The 17,653-nt window shown below is 56.1% G+C and carries 17 protein-coding genes; 2 read left to right on the top strand and 15 right to left on the bottom strand.

Annotated elements, in window-relative coordinates:
* Positions 1-37: 37 nt before the first annotated feature.
* From NE562_RS01125 to NE562_RS01110, 4 genes are all read right to left on the bottom strand, one after another.
* Entirely contained in the window at positions 38-718 is a 681-nt protein-coding gene (locus NE562_RS01125; RefSeq protein ID WP_280960546.1) for a GIY-YIG nuclease family protein, read from the bottom strand.
* A gap of 7 nt (positions 719-725) precedes the next feature.
* Positions 726-2,015: a glutamine-hydrolyzing GMP synthase gene (guaA, locus tag NE562_RS01120; protein ID WP_280960545.1), complete on the bottom strand. Its 1,290-nt coding sequence runs from the start codon at positions 2,013-2,015 to the stop codon at positions 726-728.
* A gap of 90 nt (positions 2,016-2,105) precedes the next feature.
* On the bottom strand, positions 2,106-2,771 hold the full coding sequence (locus NE562_RS01115) for a hypothetical protein (RefSeq protein WP_280960544.1): 666 nt from the start codon (positions 2,769-2,771) through the stop codon (positions 2,106-2,108).
* A 110-nt stretch (positions 2,772-2,881) separates the two neighbouring features.
* Positions 2,882-3,820 (bottom strand): DMT family transporter, encoded by a 939-nt coding sequence (locus NE562_RS01110; RefSeq protein ID WP_280960543.1) that lies wholly within the window; start codon positions 3,818-3,820, stop codon positions 2,882-2,884.
* A 123-nt stretch (positions 3,821-3,943) separates the two neighbouring features.
* Between NE562_RS01110 and NE562_RS01105 the strand changes: the two genes are divergently transcribed.
* Entirely contained in the window at positions 3,944-4,810 is an 867-nt protein-coding gene (locus NE562_RS01105; RefSeq protein ID WP_280960648.1) for a LysR family transcriptional regulator, read from the top strand.
* 57 nt (positions 4,811-4,867) lie between these two features.
* Here the strand turns inward: NE562_RS01105 and guaA (NE562_RS01100) are convergent, their stop codons facing one another.
* Complete coding sequence (gene guaA / locus NE562_RS01100; RefSeq protein WP_280960542.1) at positions 4,868-6,409, bottom strand: glutamine-hydrolyzing GMP synthase; 1,542 nt, start codon at positions 6,407-6,409, stop codon at positions 4,868-4,870.
* 200 nt (positions 6,410-6,609) lie between these two features.
* Between guaA (NE562_RS01100) and NE562_RS01095 the strand changes: the two genes are divergently transcribed.
* On the top strand, positions 6,610-7,554 hold the full coding sequence (locus tag NE562_RS01095; RefSeq protein ID WP_280960541.1) for an Ig-like domain-containing protein: 945 nt from the start codon (positions 6,610-6,612) through the stop codon (positions 7,552-7,554).
* Between the two features lie 46 nt (positions 7,555-7,600).
* Here the strand turns inward: NE562_RS01095 and dcd are convergent, their stop codons facing one another.
* From dcd to ruvB, 10 genes are all read right to left on the bottom strand, one after another.
* On the bottom strand, positions 7,601-8,134 hold the full coding sequence (dcd, locus tag NE562_RS01090; protein ID WP_280960540.1) for a dCTP deaminase: 534 nt from the start codon (positions 8,132-8,134) through the stop codon (positions 7,601-7,603).
* Between the two features lie 19 nt (positions 8,135-8,153).
* On the bottom strand, positions 8,154-9,929 hold the full coding sequence (locus NE562_RS01085; protein ID WP_280960539.1) for an Rqc2 family fibronectin-binding protein: 1,776 nt from the start codon (positions 9,927-9,929) through the stop codon (positions 8,154-8,156).
* Between the two features lie 12 nt (positions 9,930-9,941).
* Positions 9,942-10,721, bottom strand: coding sequence for a Nif3-like dinuclear metal center hexameric protein (locus NE562_RS01080; RefSeq protein ID WP_280960538.1), 780 nt, complete (start codon positions 10,719-10,721; stop codon positions 9,942-9,944).
* A complete protein-coding gene (locus NE562_RS01075; protein ID WP_280960537.1) occupies positions 10,718-11,407 on the bottom strand; it encodes a tRNA (adenine(22)-N(1))-methyltransferase in 690 nt (229 codons plus the stop codon). Before NE562_RS01075 ends, NE562_RS01080 begins: the two co-directional genes overlap by 4 nt.
* Positions 11,408-11,460: 53 nt before the next feature.
* A complete protein-coding gene (locus NE562_RS01070) occupies positions 11,461-11,661 on the bottom strand; it encodes a DUF1858 domain-containing protein (protein ID WP_280960536.1) in 201 nt (66 codons plus the stop codon).
* A 169-nt stretch (positions 11,662-11,830) separates the two neighbouring features.
* Positions 11,831-12,109: a zinc-ribbon domain containing protein gene (locus tag NE562_RS01065; protein ID WP_280960535.1), complete on the bottom strand. Its 279-nt coding sequence runs from the start codon at positions 12,107-12,109 to the stop codon at positions 11,831-11,833.
* A 77-nt stretch (positions 12,110-12,186) separates the two neighbouring features.
* Positions 12,187-12,804 carry a sigma-70 family RNA polymerase sigma factor gene (locus NE562_RS01060; RefSeq protein WP_280960534.1) on the bottom strand — a complete coding sequence of 206 codons (618 nt, stop codon included), beginning with the start codon at positions 12,802-12,804 and terminating at the stop codon, positions 12,187-12,189.
* A 130-nt stretch (positions 12,805-12,934) separates the two neighbouring features.
* Positions 12,935-14,779, bottom strand: coding sequence for a glutamine--fructose-6-phosphate transaminase (isomerizing) (glmS, locus tag NE562_RS01055; protein ID WP_280960533.1), 1,845 nt, complete (start codon positions 14,777-14,779; stop codon positions 12,935-12,937).
* A 378-nt stretch (positions 14,780-15,157) separates the two neighbouring features.
* The gene (glmM, locus tag NE562_RS01050) at positions 15,158-16,510 is read right to left on the bottom strand and encodes a phosphoglucosamine mutase (protein ID WP_280960532.1); all 1,353 of its coding nucleotides are present in this window, start codon (positions 16,508-16,510) and stop codon (positions 15,158-15,160) included.
* A gap of 91 nt (positions 16,511-16,601) precedes the next feature.
* Entirely contained in the window at positions 16,602-17,642 is a 1,041-nt protein-coding gene (gene ruvB / locus NE562_RS01045) for a Holliday junction branch migration DNA helicase RuvB (RefSeq protein WP_280960531.1), read from the bottom strand.
* Positions 17,643-17,653: the final 11 nt, after the last annotated feature.

Raw genomic sequence — 17,653 nt, 5'->3', positions numbered from 1 at the left:
GCAAACATCTGATACATTCAGATGTTTGCGGGTCTAATTATTCTTCCTGACTTTCCAATCGCTCACGCATTTCGCTTAAGGTAATGCCATCTTTGACAAAATATCTCCATCCATTGACGTGAGTATTCTCCAACCAGCCTCGTTTTTCTATCAAAAGCTTGCGGGCAAGAGCTGATACAGAATATTGTGCATTCTGATATTCGACAGTATTTTTGTCGTCAGCTACTTTAACACTTATACTGTCATCGAACATAAATATTAACTCTTGACCAATCGAAAGACCCAACAGCTTAAATGAATTATTTGTTCGTTTTGTCCTACTCTCTGCAATTTCTTCTTCTTCCGATTGTTCCTGTGTAGGAACATACAGCCTTAAATTTTCCCTATCATTTCTAAGCATTGCAACATCGTAAAAAATTCCATATGCTGTTTCAGGCGATATTCGGAAGAACTCGCGTTCACGAATCCGCCCGTTGCCGAGCTGCTCCCGTGCATGCAACGAACCATCTACCCTATCTATAAGACTGTGGATGTACTTCTCGACGAGCATCGGGTTATCAACTTCGTAGACGGCATAACAACGATATGATAGCGGGATATTAGTCGGGGCATTTAACTCTCGCAGGCGGCTTTCAATATCGTTACGCTCTGTCCTCCCAATTTTGACCCAACCATCAAGACAAGGATTCGTTAAGATGTATACAAGTCCCTTTGCCATATTACTGTCATTCCCACTCGATCGTGCCGACCGGCTTGGGAGTCAGATCGTACAGAACGCGGTTGATGCCGGGCACTTCATGGGTGATGCGGTCGGTGATGCGCTGCAATACCGGCCAATCGATCAGTTCGATCGTGGCGGTCATGGCGTCCACCGTATTGACCGCGCGGAGGATGCAAGGCCACTCGAACGAGCGCGCGTTATCACGTACGCCGACCGACTTGAAATCCGGTACAACGGTGAAATACTGCCACACCTTACCGGCTAGACCGGCCTTGTCAAACTCTTCGCGCAGGATGGCGTCCGCTTCGCGCAGGGCTTCCAGACGGTCGCGCGTGATCGCGCCAAGGCAGCGCACGCCAAGGCCGGGGCCCGGGAAAGGCTGGCGGTAGACCATGCTCTCCGGCAGGCCCAGCGCAACACCGCAGGCGCGCACCTCGTCCTTAAAGAGCATTTTCAGCGGCTCGACCAGCGCAAAGTCCATATCCTCCGGCAGGCCGCCGACGTTGTGGTGGCTCTTTACCGCCTTGACCGTCTTCGTGCCGCTTTCGATGATATCCGGGTAAATCGTACCCTGCGCCAAAAATTCAATACCGGAAAGCTTCCGCGCTTCCTCCTCGAACACGCGGATAAACTCAGCGCCGATGATCTTGCGTTTCTGCTCCGGATCGGTCACGTCCGCGAGCTTGTCCAGAAAACGGTCTACCGCGTCCACATAGATAAGGTTCGCGTCCATTTCATCGCGGAACACCGAAACGACCTGCTCCGGTTCGCCCTTGCGCAGCAGACCGTGGTTGACATGCACGCAGGTTAGTTGCTTACCGATCGCCTTGATCAGCAGCGCCGCGACGACCGAGGAATCCACACCGCCGGAAAGCGCCAGCAGCACCTTGCGATCCCCCACTTGCCGCTGGATCAGCTCGATCTGATCCGCAATGAAGTTTTCCATGTTCCAGTTGGGCTGCGCGCCGCACAAGTCGAATACAAAGTTGGACAGCGCGGTTTTGCGTTCGCTTTCGTCCGCGGGCCATGGCTTATCGCCCTTATGATCGGCAAGCAGCACGGGTACGTTGTAATTATAAACTTCCTTTGCCACGTCGATCTCTACCCCGTCCACCACACGGTTGGGGCCGCCGTTTAAAATAATGCCTTTTACGCCCGGCAACGCGTCCAGCTCAGCCGCCGTGATATCATGCGGGTGGATCTCGCTGTACACGCCCAGCTCGCGGATCTCGCGGGCCAGTCTGGGGTTTTCTTCGCTGCCAAGGTCAAGGATAACGATCATATCCTGCTTCATTGCAGTCCCTCCATCTTTCTATACGGTTAATATATTTAATCATACCGTATTTTTCTTTTGAATGCAAGCGTTTCACCATGGACGGCGCGGTTATAGGACCAGACGCTCCATGCGCGCGCCGGGCGCGAGCGCGCGGACATACGCCGCAATCTGTTCAAGGCAGCTCTCCACCCGAGCCGCCGGGTAGTCTTCGGGCGCAAACACCAAATAAACGGGGTGCAGCGTATCCTCCTGTAAACAGGTGCGCTCGTCCGGTCCGGCGATCATGCTGAGGATAATGCCGCCATCGTCGCGACCGGTCAAATCTCCCTTATATGAGTGACTTTCGCGCCCGCCCATGCCGGTAAAGGACTCCTCAGCAGCCGGGCGATAGAGTGTGACCGGGCCCTGCACACGTTCCACGTCATGCGTGCCCAGCAGCACGCGCGTTTTCAGCTCAGTCAAAAACGCCACTTGATTGATGGGGCTCCATTCTGGAAACGGCCGGCCCTTGAGCAAAAAACTTTCGAGCTGCGCCATGACCGGATAGGTCTTTTTGAATTTACGAAAATAACGAAAATAAGGGTCCTCGCTGAAATCTCGTTTGCGGTCATACTCAGGCGCCAAAAGCATGATCTCGTCCAGCTCCCTCCGCTTCAGCGCCTCAAAACCCGCCGTATCCCAATCAGATGAATCCGGATACCAAACCTCAAGCACGCCAAAGGGCAACTGCAAGCCTTTTAGGGCGGCGTCCTTCTGCATATCGATCAATTTCATGCCACTCCTTTATATAGAACTGCCTTCATTGTGGATGAATACGCTCGATTTGTCAAGTAGACGCGGTCTTTGTTTGCGCCGGGTCCCATACATAAGACGAATTTGGCGGTTCATCTAGTCTGTCCGATTTTTCCACTGCGTTCGCTAAAGACCGCGCCGCCGATGATTAGCACCGCCCCGATGAGTTGTACCGGCAACAGGGTTTCATGAAGCAGCAGCACTGAAAAAGCAACGGCTGAAAGCGGTTCCAAATAACCGCACACCGCCACTGACTGCACCGGCAGCTTACCGATCGAAGAAAAATAAAAGTAACATCCAATTCCTGTGTTGAGTAAGCCGAGCATAAGGATAGGCGCCCAATCCGAGCTTTCTATCCGAATGAACAAGCCCTGCTTTACGTAAACAAAAACGGCTACGGTTATAAAACTGAAAATGAGTTGCAGCATGGCGTTTTCCAACCCGGTAATACATGCAGCCTTTTTGTTGCAGATCACCATGGCCGCATACATGATTGCGGACATGCCGCCACAGAAGAGTCCCCAACCTATACCGCCCTCTTGCAGTGCTCTGCCGTTGACAAGATAGATCCCACACAGCACCGCAACAAAACCAATCATTTTCGTCGGCGTCAGCTTTTCACCGAACAAAAGCGGCGAAAGCGCCATAACAATGACCGGCCCGCAGTAATAGGCCAGCGACGCAATACCGACCCCGATCTGCTGGTATGCTTCATACAGGAACATCCAACTAGCGCCCATCGCAACACCCGATATGGATAAAAAGAGAAACTGCCGCTTATGTTTCCCAAAAGTAAGTTTTCCCTTGTGAAACAAGAAAATAATCAGTAACAGCAGACTACCGATCAACGTGCGCAGCAGAACGATTTCATAGCTGGTCAGCGCAATATGACTGGCTACAATGCCGTTTGTCCCGAATAACAGCAGTGCGGCAAAATATTTGATGTGCGCGTGCTCCGTGATCCTCTGCTTCTCTTTTTGGTTTCGATCGGTTACTGGCCGCAGCCTTTGCAGGGCGCTTTGTAAAATCATTTCGGTACCTCTCCCCATTGCATTTCTTTTGGATATAGTGTACCATATCCTCTATAAGCACAAAAGCGAATGTTTTTCATATATTCTATGATAAAATCGAATATTAAAGGGGATCGGTACTGCATGGATATGAACATACAAAAATACATGGCGTTCCTTAAAACAGTAGAGTATGGCAGCTTTACAAAGGCCGCCGAGGTACTGAGCTATTCCCAATCCGGCATCAGCCGCATGATCAACGATTTGGAGAAGGAGTGGAAGATCATCTTGCTAGAACGGGGACGCGCCGGGGTTCGCCTGACTTCCGACGGTCTCAAGCTGCTGCCGCACGCCCAAAGCGTCTGCACGGAATACCGCAAGCTGCAAATGCAGGTAGACGAGCTGAACGGGCTGCAAGCCGGCCTGATCCGGATCGGCACCTTTTCCAGCGTCGCGACCCACTGGCTGCCGAACATCATCCGGGAATTTCAAAAAGACTATCCCAACATTGAATATGAATTGCTGCTGGGCGACTATAAAGAGATCGAGGAGTGGATTCTCACAGGCCGCGTCGATTGCGGTTTTCTTCGCCTGCCCACGCACCCGGAACTGCAAACGATTTTCTTGGAGCAGGACGAGCTGCTCGTCATTTTACCGGAAGCGCACCCCTTGGCAGGGTGTGATAGATTCCCGGTCGCCGCGTTATGCAACGATCCGTTCATGCTGCTAGAAAAAGGCGAAAAAGCTGAGGTCTCCGAAATATTTGAGCGGTGCAAGATATCGCCTAACGTACATTTTACCACTTGGGATGACTATGCGATCATGTCAATGGTGGAAAGCGACCTCGGTATCAGCATTTTGCCCCGGCTGATTCTCAGGCGGGTTCCTTATCGCATCGTTGCAAAAGAATTGGAGGTACCTGCTTACCGCAGCATAGGTCTGGCCCTACGGGATCAGCGCTCCGCATCCATAGCGGTCAAGCGCTTCATGGAATATTTGCAATACCGCTGATACGGAACCCTGTCAAAAAATCCCCCAAACCTAAACATAAGGTTTGGGGGATCGTTTTTACTCCCACTCCACCGTTGCCGGGGGCTTAGAGGTGATATCATACACGATACGGTTGATATGGCCCACTTCGTTGACAATACGGATGGATACGCGGTCGAGCACCTCATAGGGAATGCGCGCCCAATCCGCGGTCATGAAGTCCGTGGTTGTCACGCCGCGCAAAGCGAGCGTGTAATCATACGTGCGGCCGTCGCCCATGACGCCGACCGAGCGCATATCGGTCAGCACCGCGAAATACTGGCTGATCGAGCGGTCCAGCCCTGCGTTCGCGATCTCTTCGCGATAAATCGCGTCGGCCTCGCGCAGAATGGCGAGTTTTTCCTCGGTCACCTCGCCGATCACACGGATGCCCAGACCCGGGCCCGGAAACGGCTGGCGCCAAACAAGATGCTCGGGCAGGCCAAGCTCCAAGCCCATCTGCCGCACTTCATCCTTAAAGAGCATGCGCAGCGGCTCGATCAATTCCTCGAAATCGACGACGTCCGGCAGGCCGCCGACATTGTGGTGGCTCTTGATGACCGCCGAATCGCCAAGGCCGGACTCGATCACGTCCGGATAGATGGTGCCCTGCACCAGAAAATCGACCTTGCCGATCTTCTTGGCTTCGTCCTCAAACACACGGATGAACTCTTCGCCAATGGCCTTGCGCTTGGCTTCAGGCTCGCTCAGCCCCTTTAAACGGTTTAAGAAGCGCTGCTGCGCCTTTGCGTGGACAAAGTTTGCGTCAAAGCGGGTTTTGAATGCCTCTTCCACCTCGATGCCTTCGTTTTTACGCATCAGGCCGTTATCGACGAACACACAGGTCAACTGGCGGCCGACCGCTTTGCTGAGAAGCGCCGCGGCTACGCTTGAATCGACGCCGCCGGAAAGGGCGCAAAGCACCTTGCCGTCCCCCACTTGCCGACGAATCGAAACAAGCTGATTTTCGATGTATTTCCCCATCGTCCAATCGCCGGTGCAGCCGCACACGTCGTATACAAAGTGGCGAAGCATATCCGTACCGTGCGGCGTGTGATTGACCTCCGGATGGAACTGTACGCCGTACAACTTTTTTTCCGCGTTTTCCATCGCGGCGGTCGGACAGGTCGCTGTAGTCGCGGTGACACGGAAACCCTCGGGCGCGTTCGCGATAAAGTCGGTATGGCTCATCCAGCAAATTTCGTTTTCTTGCAGATCGGAAAACAGCGTGCTCGTGCGGTCGAGCCGCACCTCAGTCTTGCCGTATTCGCTCTTTTCGGCGGCGTCGGATACCGTGCCGGCCAAAAGGTGCGCCATCAACTGGCAGCCATAGCAGATGCCGAGCACCGGAATGCCGAGTTCCAGCACTTCCCTGCCGCAGCGCGGCGAGGCATCGTCGTATACGCTATTGGGGCCGCCGGTGAAAATGATGCCCGCGGGCTGCATCGCCTTGATTTCGCTCAGCGGGGTCTTGTAGCTTTTGACCTCGCAGTATACATGTTGTTCGCGCACGCGGCGCGCGATCAGCTGGTTATACTGGCCGCCAAAGTCTAGCACCAGAATCAACTGATGATTTTCCATGAAAAATCTCCTTCCAAAGCAATATCTGTCTGTTGCTATTATGACACAATGCAGCGTTTTAGACAAGTTTTTTGCCGGTGTTTTTACTTTCCCGCTATATTTTTTGATAAATAGGCAGAAATAAACTATGTTTGACGTATGATTTTCGGGAAATTGGTGCATCCTTTGGGCAAGAGAACCTTTCAAGGGGTGTAATAACAATGTTAAAGGATAAAAAATTGCTGTTTTGCGCGGTCCTGCTGCCGATCACCGTGCTGTTTTCCGGCTATGCGCTGGCCGCGGGATTGAAAACCGTGCCCGCGGACGGCGCGCCGCCCATTGCGCAAAGCGTTCATGGCGAAACCTGTCTGGGTGTGCCGATCGAACTGACGCTCACCGCGACCGACGAGGACAACGACATTGCCTTGTACCAGTTAACCGAGCAGCCGCGACTAGGCACGGCTCAGATCGACGGCGCAGTACTGCGCTACACGCCGGGTAAAAAGGCCGGTACGGATAAGTTTTCTTACACCGCGGTGGATGAAAACGGCAATACCGCACCCGCCGCCACGGTAACGGTAACCGTGGTGAAGAACCGCTCTAAACTGACCTACGCGGATATGGAAGGCAATCCATCCCATTACGCGGCCATCTGTTTATCCGAAGCCGGCGTGATGACGGGGGAAAAGATCGGCGACTGCTCTTTTTTCCATCCAGCACAGCCGATCACGCGCAGCGAGTTCATTGCAATGGCTTCCGCCGTGGCCGATCTGCCGCTTGAGCCGACCGAGCAGACCGATTTTGCCGACGACGGCGGCCTCTCTCCGTGGGCCAAGCCCTATGTCAGCGCCGCGGCGTCCAGCGGGTTGGTCAGCGGCTACCGTACCGCGGGCGGCTATGCCGAGATCCGCGGGCAAAATCCGATCACGTTGGCCGAGGCCTGCGTTGTCGTCAATAATCTGCTGACCGAAACGCTTCAGGGCGCCGAAGCGGCCTACGCCTCGGAACACTCAACGGAAATGGATTGGGCGCAATCCGCGATCGGCTCGCTGAACCGGCTGCAGGTGCTCTCTCCCCTTTCCGAAATGCAGCAGCCGAGCGACGCGATCTCCCGCCAGACCGCGTGTGAGCTGCTTTACAACGCCATGCAGCTGATGGAAGAATAGTCAATCAGTAAGGCCACCGGAAAAAAGTATTCCGGTGGCCACTGTTTTAAAATTCAACCGACTTTTCAAAATCTTTATACAGCAAGCTGGGCTGAATGCCAACGTTGTTCTGGTACTTACCGCTTTCATAGGGGGTATACTCGCCGTGGATATCATGGTAGTATATCTGGCAGATCTCAACATTGGGATATATTCGGATGGGCTGCACGCAGAATATCTCCAGCGTCCAATAGCCCCGGAAACCCACATCGCCAAAGCCCGCGGTGACGTGGATAAAAAGGCCAAGTCGGCCGGTCGAAGAACGCCCCTCCAGCATGGGCACATAGCCATCGGTCGAGGTGTATTCGTTCGTGCGGCCCAGATAGAGCCGATTGGGTTCGAGAAGCAAACCGTTTTCCGGGATAAAAATGCGGTGCGCTCTGTTATTCTTCTTCATATCCAGCACTTCGTTGTCATAGACAAGCAGTTCATCCGCCAAGGACAGGTTATAGCTGTTTGGATTGATCCGTTTTTCATCAAACGGAATAATTTTGATCTCCTTGCCGATGTGCTTTAAAATTTCTTGACCGGATAGGATCATATGAGGTGTTCCTTTCTGTTTATTCCACGCGCAGCTTTTCGATCGCCGCTTCGTCCGGTGTGACATACGCCGTTTGGTAAACGTGATAAATGACCATGCCCGGCTTTGCGCCGGCGGGCTTTTTCACCTGACGTACCGGCGTATAATCGACCGGAACCAGCGACGAGGTACGCGCCTTGGAGTGGTACGCCGCGATCATCGCGGCTTCGGTCATGGCCTGATCGGTCGGCTCGCGGCCGTCGACCGCGAGAATGACGTGGGAGCCATGGATTTTCTGTGTGTGAAACCAAATATCGCTTTTCAGCGCGGTTTTCAGCGTGAGCAGATCGTTTTGCAGGTTGTTTTTACCCGCAAACACATCAAACCCGTCGCTGGTGCGGTAGTGGTAGGGTTTAGCCGAAGCGGGCCGCGCCTGACCGCGTTTGTTCCTTGTCTGCTTTTTGGAGAGCACGCCTGTCTGCGTTAACTCCTCGCGAAGCTGGGCCAGATCGCGTTCGTTTTCCGCTTCCTCGATCAGGGCAAGCACACTGTCGAGGTATTGCAGCTCGTCCTGCCCCTGCGCCAGCTGTACGGTGAGCATCTGTTCGGCTGTTTTGGCCTTGTTATAAAGCTTAAAGTAGCGCTGCGCGTTCTGCTGTGGCGTAAGCCTGATATCGAGCGTGATCTCGACCTCTGGGCAGGTCTCGTCGTAATAGTCCACCGCGCGGACCTTGTTCATGCCCTTTTCAATCTGGTACAGGTTGGCCGTGATCAAGTCGCCTATGCGCTTGTGCTTGTCACGGTCGTGCGTTTGGGCAAGCTCCTTTTGCTGGGCGGCGATTTTACGCGCCAGCCGGTCGCGCGCGTTCTGTACGGTTTTACGCAAATCCTGCGTGCGGCGCGCCATGCGCTCGGCCTTGCCCTTTTTCTCGTAAAAGGCGGCGAGCAAAGCGGAAAAGCTATCAAACACCGTTGTTTGCAAAAAGTCGCCGTATTGCGCAATGGGCGTGCAGGAGAAATCGAACACCGCGCCGTCCTCGCGCCGGGTCAGAAGCGTGGGCGAAAAGCGACCCCCTTTGACGTCGGCGCAAAAAGCGTCGAACGCCTGCGCAATCGCGCGGTAGTCCTTTTCCGTCAATTCGCGCAGGGGCTGCTGTACGTTTCCGGTCGCGCGGAACGCGATCTCACGGCACAACAGCGGCGAAAAGCCGAGAAGCAGGCCGAGAAGCGCACGGTCAAGCGCTGCCTCCGGGTCGCCCTCCCGCAGCAGGGCGGCCAGCGTTTCACCGGTCAGCCCAAAGGGATCGCGTTTGTCCTGCGCGGGCGGCATGCGGTAAAACAGGCCCGGCATTACCTGCCGCTTGCCGGATATATCACCGTCCACCCGGCGCAGCGAATCGATGACGCGCCCATCCTCGCCGCATAAAACCAGATTGGAGTGCTTGCCCATGAGTTCGCACATCAGGCGCTTTTTGCAGGGCACGCCCATTTCATCGTTGGTGTCCAACTCGATGGTGAACATGCGCTCGGTCGCGGGCTGGGAAATGGCGGCGATCTTGGCCCCCTGCACATGCTTGCGCATCAGCATGCAAAACATGGGCGGCGCGGCGGGGTTTTCCCGCGCGGCTTCGATAAAGTGCGCGCGCGGCGCGCCCGCCGCGATCGAGAGAAGCAGGCGCTTTGCGCCGCCCACGCCGCGCGTTTGCAGCACAATCTCGTCCCGGTCGGGCTGATATACTTTTTCCACGCGACAGCCCGTGAGCGCCGCGTTCAGTTCGTGCACTACTGCCCCAAGGCAGATTGCGTCGAGTGGCATAATAAACCTTCCTTATATAAATTGGATGCAATCGGCGTGCTTCGCCGATGTTTTGACCGTAAGCTTGGGAAAAGCGCCCCTGATCTGCTCTGCAAACACGGCGGTCATCGGGTTTTCGGTTGGAAAATGCCCGGCGTCCACCAGCGTCAGGCCAAGGGCCTGTGCGCGTTGCATCAAGTCGTAGCTGCAATCGCCTATCACAAAGGCTTCCGCGCCCTTTGCGAGCGCCTGATCCATCATTTTTCCACAGGCGCCGCCGCCGACCGCGACACGGCGGATGGCCCGGCCGCCGTCGCAGTAACGCACGCCGCCCGCGTTCAGGCAGTCCTTGACGTAGCGGACAAATTCCTCGGGCTGCATTTCGCGCGGCAACGTGCCGACACGGCCCAGCATACCGTTTTCCCCGGCTTCCATATTGGATACGCCGGTCAGGAACAGCGCGGCGGCCAGCGCGTCGTTTACGCCGCCCTGCGCGCAGTCCGCGTTGGTGTGCATACAGATGAGCGCGATCTCGTTTCGGATCGCCGCGCGCAGCAGGCGGCCCGTGGTATCATCCGCCGTGACCCGGCTGACCGAGGTGAAGATCGCCGGATGATGGGCCACAATCAGCTGTGCGCCGAGCGCGGCTGCCTCCTCCACCACCTGCTCGGTAATATCAAGCGCGCAGAGAACGGAAGAGACCGGCTGCACGCGGTCGCCAGCCAATAGGCCGACGTTGTCCCAGCTTTCCGCAAGCTCGTATGGGGCAAAGCCCTCTAAAAAAGTCAGGATATCCTGTACGGTTATCATCATAATTCCTCCATAGCGTCCCGAAGCGCCGTAACGGTATCGCGCTGCGCCGCGAGGCGCGCTTCATCGACCGCGCTGCCCTGCTCCATACCGGCCAGCGCGCGCGTTTCAATGCGCAGCAGGTGTGCCAGATATTCCTTCGCACCGGCCGCCCGCAACAGCGCGGTTGAAACATGGCAGGCGGAAAGCGGTTTTTCCCGCTTATCCGCCCCGCCCCGGGCGCTGATCACAATGTACCAGCGGCGCGCGCCTTCGCGGCAGATCGTTTCCTCAACGATGCGGCAGCCGTTTTGCCACAGCCATTGGCGCAGCTCGGGCGCGCCCGTCATAGGCTGGAGCAACAGCAGATGACCTCCGCCAATCGCCCACGGCGCGGCATCCAAAATTTCCGCAATGGTCTGCCCGCCCATGCCCGCGATCGAAACGGTATCGCACTCGTCAGGAGCGATCGCGTCAAGGCCGGGCGCAAGGCGAAGCGGCAGCGAAACGCCGTGATCCCGCGCGTTTTGTTCGGCGTGTCGGAGCGGTCCCGCGCCGATATCCGAGCCGACGGCGCTCCGTACGCGGCCCGCCTTTAGCAGGCTGATCGGCAGCTTGCCGTGATCGGTGCCGATATCGGCCAGACGCGCGCCCTGCGGCACCAGCGATGCAAGGCAGTCAAGGCGCGGCGTTAAAATCAAACTTTCCATAGTCTCCTCAAAAAAAACCGGGCCGGCTTTAGCCGGCCCGGTTTCCTACTAGCTTATTCTCCGAAAAAGCTGTTGAGCTTTTCAACCAGCTCGTCCGCATTCGTGCCGTGAACCATGCAGGCTTCCTCGATGCTTTCGCCCTGCGAAGCCGGACAGCCCAGACAGTGCATGCCCATTTCCGTGAAAAAGGGCGCCGTGTTCAGATCGCGGGCCAAAACCTCGCCGATCGTGGTTTTCTTCGTGACAGCAGCCATGATGAACCTCCTTAACTCGTTTGTTTGATTTCTTATAGTATACCGCAGAAAAACAGAAAATTCAATCAAAATATCATATTTATCACGTCTGAAATACTTATTTGTAAAAATTAAAAAAGCGTCCGAGAAAACTCTCGGACGCTGATTTTGCGGGTAATAGGCTAAAAAATTAGCCCTCTTCGCGCATCTTGGCGAAGCACTCGCTGCAATATACCGGGCGATCGGACTTGGGCTCGAACGGAACTCTCGCCTCGCCGCCGCAGGAAGCGCAGACTGCGGTGAAATACTCGCGGGGGCCGCGGGCAGCATTCTTGCGGGCATCGCGGCAGTTCTTGCAGCGCTGGGGCTCGTTCTGGAAGCCGCGCTCTGCGTAAAACTCCTGCTCACCTGCGGTGAATACAAATTCCTGACCGCATTCCTTGCATACTAAAGTCTTGTCTTCGTACATGCTTTTTACCTCTCTTTGATACCGTTCCCTCGGGAACCTAGATTTATTGCGTACAGGCTTCTTTTGCCTGCAATCGCCTATTGGGGTTTGATAGCTGCCGATTTTCGCTTGATGCGCTGGATGGCATTGTCCACAGACTTGATTGGTTTATGCAGTGTTTCGGCCATTTGCTCATAGGACAGGCCGTCTAGAAACAATGTTAAAACCTTTGCCTCGAATTCAGACAGGAGCGAATAGAGCCTGCGTATCAGCTCCGCCCGTTCCTCATTGCCGATCACCAGCGATTCGGGGTCACCGATCGGTGCCGCAACCCGGGTGTGCGATTGAGCAAGGTCTTCAAACAGAGGTCGATCAAAGGACAGGGAACGATTTAAAGGATCGTGCTTGAGCGCCGCCGCCGCACGCACCGCGGTATAGATCCGCCGGGTGACGCATAGGCGCGCAAACGCGCCGAACGGCGTTTTTTGTGCTTCGTCGTATTCGCGGATCGCCTTGAGCAGTCCAAGCATGCCCTCCTGCAGCAAATCCTCCGCGTCGGCGCCAACCAAAAAGTAGGGGCGCGCGCAGGTCTTTACCAGCCGGGAATACCGCGAAACGAGCGCTTCTGTTGCCTCGCCCTTGCCCTGCTGCGCCATTTGGCACAAAGCTTCATCGGATAGGGCGGCAAATGCCTCAAATTCCTTATCGTTTCTCATGTCGCTTCTCATTATAGGCGAAAGAATCCATTTTGTCAAGTAATTTTTGTGGAACCTATTGATTTTCCGCCAAATTTCGATTTTGATTTTTGTGCTAATTAGACAATCAACTTCGGCAAAACGCTTTAATTTATTCGACCGTGACCGACTTTGCCAGATTGCGCGGCTTATCCACGTCGCAGCTACGTTCCACCGCTACATAGTATGCCAGAAGCTGCAACGGAATAATCGAAAGGGACGCGGAAAATTCCGAAAGGCACTTGGGCAAACGCACGATATGGCGGCAAACCGATTCGTCGCCGGTAAAATCGTCCGTCGTGACGAGAACGACGCTTGCCCCGCGCGATACCACCTCGCGAATGTTGGACACGGTTTTTTCAAACAGGGCGGGCTGTGTGGCGAGCGCGACGACGAGCGTGCCCTTCTCGATCAGCGAGATGGTGCCGTGTTTCAGTTCGCCCGCCGCATAGGCTTCAGAGTGTACATAGCTGATCTCCTTGAGCTTGAGCGAGGCTTCCAGCGCGGCGGCATAATCCAGCCCGCGCCCTAAAAAGAAGACGGACGCGCGGTTGGCGTATCGGGTGGCGATACGCTGCATCTGTTCCTTGCAGGCAAGCGTCTGCTCGATCAAACGGGGCAAACGGCGCAGCTCGGCGCACAGCGCCTTTTCATCGCCGATCGAAATATGGCCGCGCACCCGCGCGATCCGCACGGAGATCATATAAAGCGCCGCAAGCTGCGCGGAATAGGCCTTGGTGGTGGCGACAGCGATCTCCGGCCCGGCCCATGTGTACAGCACGCCGTCCGCTTCGCGCGCGATCGTAGAAGAGACCACATTGACGATTGCGACCGTAAACGCGCCCGCCTGCTTGGCCAGACGCATAGCGGCCAGCGTATCCGCGGTTTCGCCCGACTGGCTGACGACGATGCACAGATCCTTCTTGCCGATGATCGGGTTTTCATAGCGGAATTCGCTCGCCACCTCAGCCGAGCAGCGCACGCGGCACATGCTTTCGATCACGCGCTTGCCCACCATACCGGCGTGCAGCGCCGAGCCGCAGGCGACGATATGCATATTTTCGATCTCGCGCAGGCGCTCATCCGTTAGGCCGCACTCCTCGAACAAAATGCTGTCGTTCTGGATGCGGGGGCGTACCGTGTCGCCGACCGCCTTGGGCTGCTCCATAATCTCCTTGATCATAAAGTGCTCGTAACCGCCCTTTTCCGCGGCGGACATGTCCCAAGTCACGGTCTGCACCGGCTTATCGAGCGTTTCGCCGAACTCGTTCATCACGGTAACGCCGTCCGGGCGGACGATCGCCACCTCGTTATCGTCCAAAATAATGTACCGGTCGGTCCGGCTGATGATGGCGGTGATATCGGACGCGATCATGTTTTCTTCCTTGCCCAAACCGATGACCAGCGGGTTATCGCGTCTGGCGGCGACGATCTCATCCGGATTATCGAGCGAAACGACGCCGAGCGCATAGGAACCGCGAATGCGCTGCACGGCGGCCAGCACGGTCTGCGCCAGATCCTCTCGCTTGCCGGTGTGCAAATAGTCGATCAGGTGGGCAACGGTTTCGGTATCGGTCTCGGACTGGAACGCGTATCCATGCTTTTCCAAACGCGTGCGCAGATCCTGATAGTTTTCAATAATGCCGTTATGTACCACGGCGACCTTGCCCATACCGTCCTTACCGCCGAGATGCGGGTGAGAGTTGCGGTCGGACGGCTCGCCGTGGGTCGCCCAGCGGGTATGGCCGATGCCGCAGGTGCAGCAAAGCCCTCCCTCTTCCTTGATCTTTTCTTCCAGATTCGCGATACGGCCTTGGGTTTTGACGACGCGCAGCCCTTCCTTCGTAAATGCCGCGACGCCGGCCGAGTCATAGCCGCGGTATTCCAGACTGTACAGGCCCTTGATCAATACAGGCAGCGCGTTTTCGCGCCCGGTAAATCCAACGATTCCACACATATTATAAATGATCCTCTCAATATACGAATGATTTAATTTCGCGCAGTTTTTTAATTTTGGGCATAAAAATAGTGCGTTACGCAGGTCTGCTCTGTCCGCGCGGTCGCCCGCGCGTTTTCCTCAGCCTGCTGACGACCAACTCACTCGTGGCCGAAGGGCATCCGCCGAAAACTTCGATTTACCCTTTCCTCGTCAACTGCGATACCGGCTGCACCGCAGTTCTGGCGCTTCATGTAATTCAGTTGTATCGGGCCGCATCCCCTCCTTTGCTAAAAAACGGGTGGACGTGAGAAAACCACGCCCACCCCCATTGGTGCATTTTATTGCCACGCAATAAAAATATGATTTTATGAGAAAATAGCTTTGGCTATTTTTCTATTATACGACAGACTCTATGACCTTTGCAACACTTTTTGCCAAAGAATCCACTTTCGCGCTGTCCTTGGCTTCCACCATGACGCGCACGAGCGCTTCGGTGCCTGAAGGACGCACCAGAATGCGGCCGTCCTCGCCGAGCTCCGCCTCGGCCGCCTTGATCGCCTCGCGCACGGGCGGCAGCTCGTGCAGCTTCGACTTTTTATCGTTCGGCACCTTGACGTTTACCATGAGCTGCGGCCACGGCACAACCTCCTGCGCGATCTCAGAGCACTTTTTGCCGCTCTCTTTGAGAATGGACATAAACTGCAGCGCGGTCAGCTCGCCGTCGCCGGTGGAAGCGTATTCTAAGAAAATAACGTGGCCGGACTGCTCGCCGCCCAGTATATAGCCCTTTTCCAGCATCATTTCCAGCACATACCGGTCGCCCACATTGGAACACTCGATCCGCATGTCGTTCTTTTCCGCATAGGCGTGCAGGCCCATGTTGGACAGCACGGTAGCGACGAACGCGCCGCCGCGCAGCTTGCCCTCCCGCTTCATGCGGGCCGCGCAAACCGCCATGATGCGGTCGCCGTCCAGCTCCTCGCCGGTCTCGTCTACGATCAGGCAACGGTCGGCGTCGCCGTCAAACGCAACGCCGAGGTCGAACTCGCCGTTCCGCACACGCGTCTTGAGTTGCTCCAAATGGGTGGAGCCGCAGCCGTCGTTGATATTGATGCCGTCCGGCTCGTTAAAGCGGATCTCGCTCTTGCATTCGACCAAACGGGTCAGGCGGCGGATCGTGGTGGAGGACGCGCCGTTGGCGCAATCGATCGCAACGCGCAGGCCGGAAAGATCGCCCTGAATGGTCTCGGCCAAATGGTCGGTGTATTCTACGACCGGGTCGATCGCGCTGCGCAGCACGCGGCCCAGCTTTTCGTGCGTTACCTTGGGGATGGAATCCAGATCGTCGATCAAGTCCTCGATCTTGCTCTCCATGTCGTCGGACAGCTTATAGCCGTTGCCCGCGAAGATCTTGATGCCGTTGTATTCAAACGAGTTATGGCTCGCGGAGATCACAATGCCCGCGTCCGCCTTATGCTTGATGGTAAGGAAGGCGACCGCCGGGGTCGGGATAACGCCGAGCAGCTCCACATCCGCGCCGACCGAGCAAATGCCCGCGACCAACGCGTTTTCCAGCATATCGGAGGAAATGCGCGTATCCTTACCGATCAGCAGCTTGGCTTTGCCGTCCTTTTCCAGTTCCTGCGTCAGTACATAAGCGGCAGCCGCGCCGATCTTGAAGGCGAGCAGTGCGTCCAGCTCCGAATTAGCAACGCCGCGCACGCCGTCTGTTCCAAAGTATCTACCCAAATTAAAACACCCAACTTTCCAAGTTTTGAGGATCGCTATTGTAAGGAACGCACCTTTTGAGCGCCGCTTCCTGTTTTCATTTTATCATCCGCTACATCATTTGCTGCCCGTCCGCCGGTTCCATTTCCAGATGGCGGTAAGCTTGCAGCGTCACGCACCGCCCGCGGGGCGTGCGGCTGAGAAAACCGATCTGCATGAGATACGGCTCGTACACGTCCTCCAGCGTGATCGATTCTTCGCCGATGGTCGCGGCCAGCGTGTCGAGACCGACCGGGCCGCCGCCATAGTTTAAGATAATGCTTTGCAGCATGCGCCGGTCGATGTTGTCAAGCCCGAGCTCGTCAATCTCTAGGGCGCGCAGCGCGATATCGGCGTTTTCCTTATCGATCGTCCCCTGCCCGCGCACCTGCGCGAAATCGCGCACACGGCGCAGCAGACGGTTGGCGATACGTGGCGTGCCGCGGCTGCGGCGCGCGATCTCTAAAGCGCCTTCGTGCTCGCAAGGCACGTTTAGGATACCGGCCGAGCGTTCGACGATGCGGCACAGCTCCTCCGGCGAATACAGCTCCAACCGGAGCAAAACGCCGAAACGGTCGCGAAGCGGCGAAGTCATCTGCCCCGCCCGCGTGGTCGCGCCGATGAGCGTAAACTTCGGCAGGTCGAGCCGGATCGACCGGGCCGAAGGGCCCTTGCCGATGATGATATCGAGCGCGTAATCCTCCATCGCCGGATAGAGGATCTCTTCCACGCTGCGGTCGAGACGATGGATCTCGTCGATAAACAAAATATCATTTTCCGAAAGATTTGTCAATAAGGCCGCCAAATCCCCCGCTTTTTCGATCGCCGGACCGCTGGTCACACGGATGTTAACGCCCATCTCAGCAGCGATGATACCGGCGAGCGTGGTCTTGCCAAGGCCGGGCGGGCCGTACAGCAGCGTGTGATCGAGCGATTCACCGCGCAGCTTTGCCGCTTCGATGTAAACCTGTAAATTTTCCTTCGCCTTGGTTTGGCCGACGTAGTCCGCCATGGTTTTGGGGCGCAGGGAGGGATCGGTCTCGTCGCCGTCCAGCGGGCGGGATGAGATGATGCGCTCGTCATCCGTCATACCGCCGGAAAATTCTATACTCAAGTGTTCCTGCT

Source organism: Butyricicoccus faecihominis (genome assembly GCF_024462775.1).
Classification (GTDB): Bacteria; Bacillota; Clostridia; order Oscillospirales; family Butyricicoccaceae; genus Agathobaculum; species Agathobaculum faecihominis_A.
Note: the sequence above shows the minus strand (reverse complement) of the source record. Positions and strands in the feature narration are given on the sequence as shown.

Bases quoted from the DNA above. Each gene is read 5' to 3' on its own strand.
- NE562_RS01110 (WP_280960543.1), bottom strand. From the start codon at position 3,820: ATGATTTTACAAAGCGCCCTGCAAAGGCTGCGGCCAGTAACCGATCGA.
- guaA (WP_280960542.1), bottom strand. From the start codon at position 6,409: ATGGAAAATCATCAGTTGATTCTGGTGCTAGACTTTGGCGGCCAGTAT.
- NE562_RS01125 (WP_280960546.1), bottom strand. From the start codon at position 718: ATGGCAAAGGGACTTGTATACATCTTAACGAATCCTTGTCTTGATGGT.
- NE562_RS01085 (WP_280960539.1), bottom strand. From the start codon at position 9,929: ATGCCACTCGACGCAATCTGCCTTGGGGCAGTAGTGCACGAACTGAAC.
- NE562_RS01080 (WP_280960538.1), bottom strand. From the start codon at position 10,721: ATGATGATAACCGTACAGGATATCCTGACTTTTTTAGAGGGCTTTGCC.
- NE562_RS01060 (WP_280960534.1), bottom strand. From the start codon at position 12,804: ATGAGAAACGATAAGGAATTTGAGGCATTTGCCGCCCTATCCGATGAA.
- NE562_RS01115 (WP_280960544.1), bottom strand. From the start codon at position 2,771: ATGAAATTGATCGATATGCAGAAGGACGCCGCCCTAAAAGGCTTGCAG.
- glmS (WP_280960533.1), bottom strand. From the start codon at position 14,779: ATGTGTGGAATCGTTGGATTTACCGGGCGCGAAAACGCGCTGCCTGTA.
- dcd (WP_280960540.1), bottom strand. From the start codon at position 8,134: ATGATCCTATCCGGTCAAGAAATTTTAAAGCACATCGGCAAGGAGATC.
- NE562_RS01105 (WP_280960648.1), top strand. From the start codon at position 3,944: ATGGATATGAACATACAAAAATACATGGCGTTCCTTAAAACAGTAGAG.
- NE562_RS01075 (WP_280960537.1), bottom strand. From the start codon at position 11,407: ATGGAAAGTTTGATTTTAACGCCGCGCCTTGACTGCCTTGCATCGCTG.
- guaA (WP_280960545.1), bottom strand. From the start codon at position 2,015: ATGAAGCAGGATATGATCGTTATCCTTGACCTTGGCAGCGAAGAAAAC.
- NE562_RS01070 (WP_280960536.1), bottom strand. From the start codon at position 11,661: ATGGCTGCTGTCACGAAGAAAACCACGATCGGCGAGGTTTTGGCCCGC.
- NE562_RS01065 (WP_280960535.1), bottom strand. From the start codon at position 12,109: ATGTACGAAGACAAGACTTTAGTATGCAAGGAATGCGGTCAGGAATTT.
- NE562_RS01095 (WP_280960541.1), top strand. From the start codon at position 6,610: ATGTTAAAGGATAAAAAATTGCTGTTTTGCGCGGTCCTGCTGCCGATC.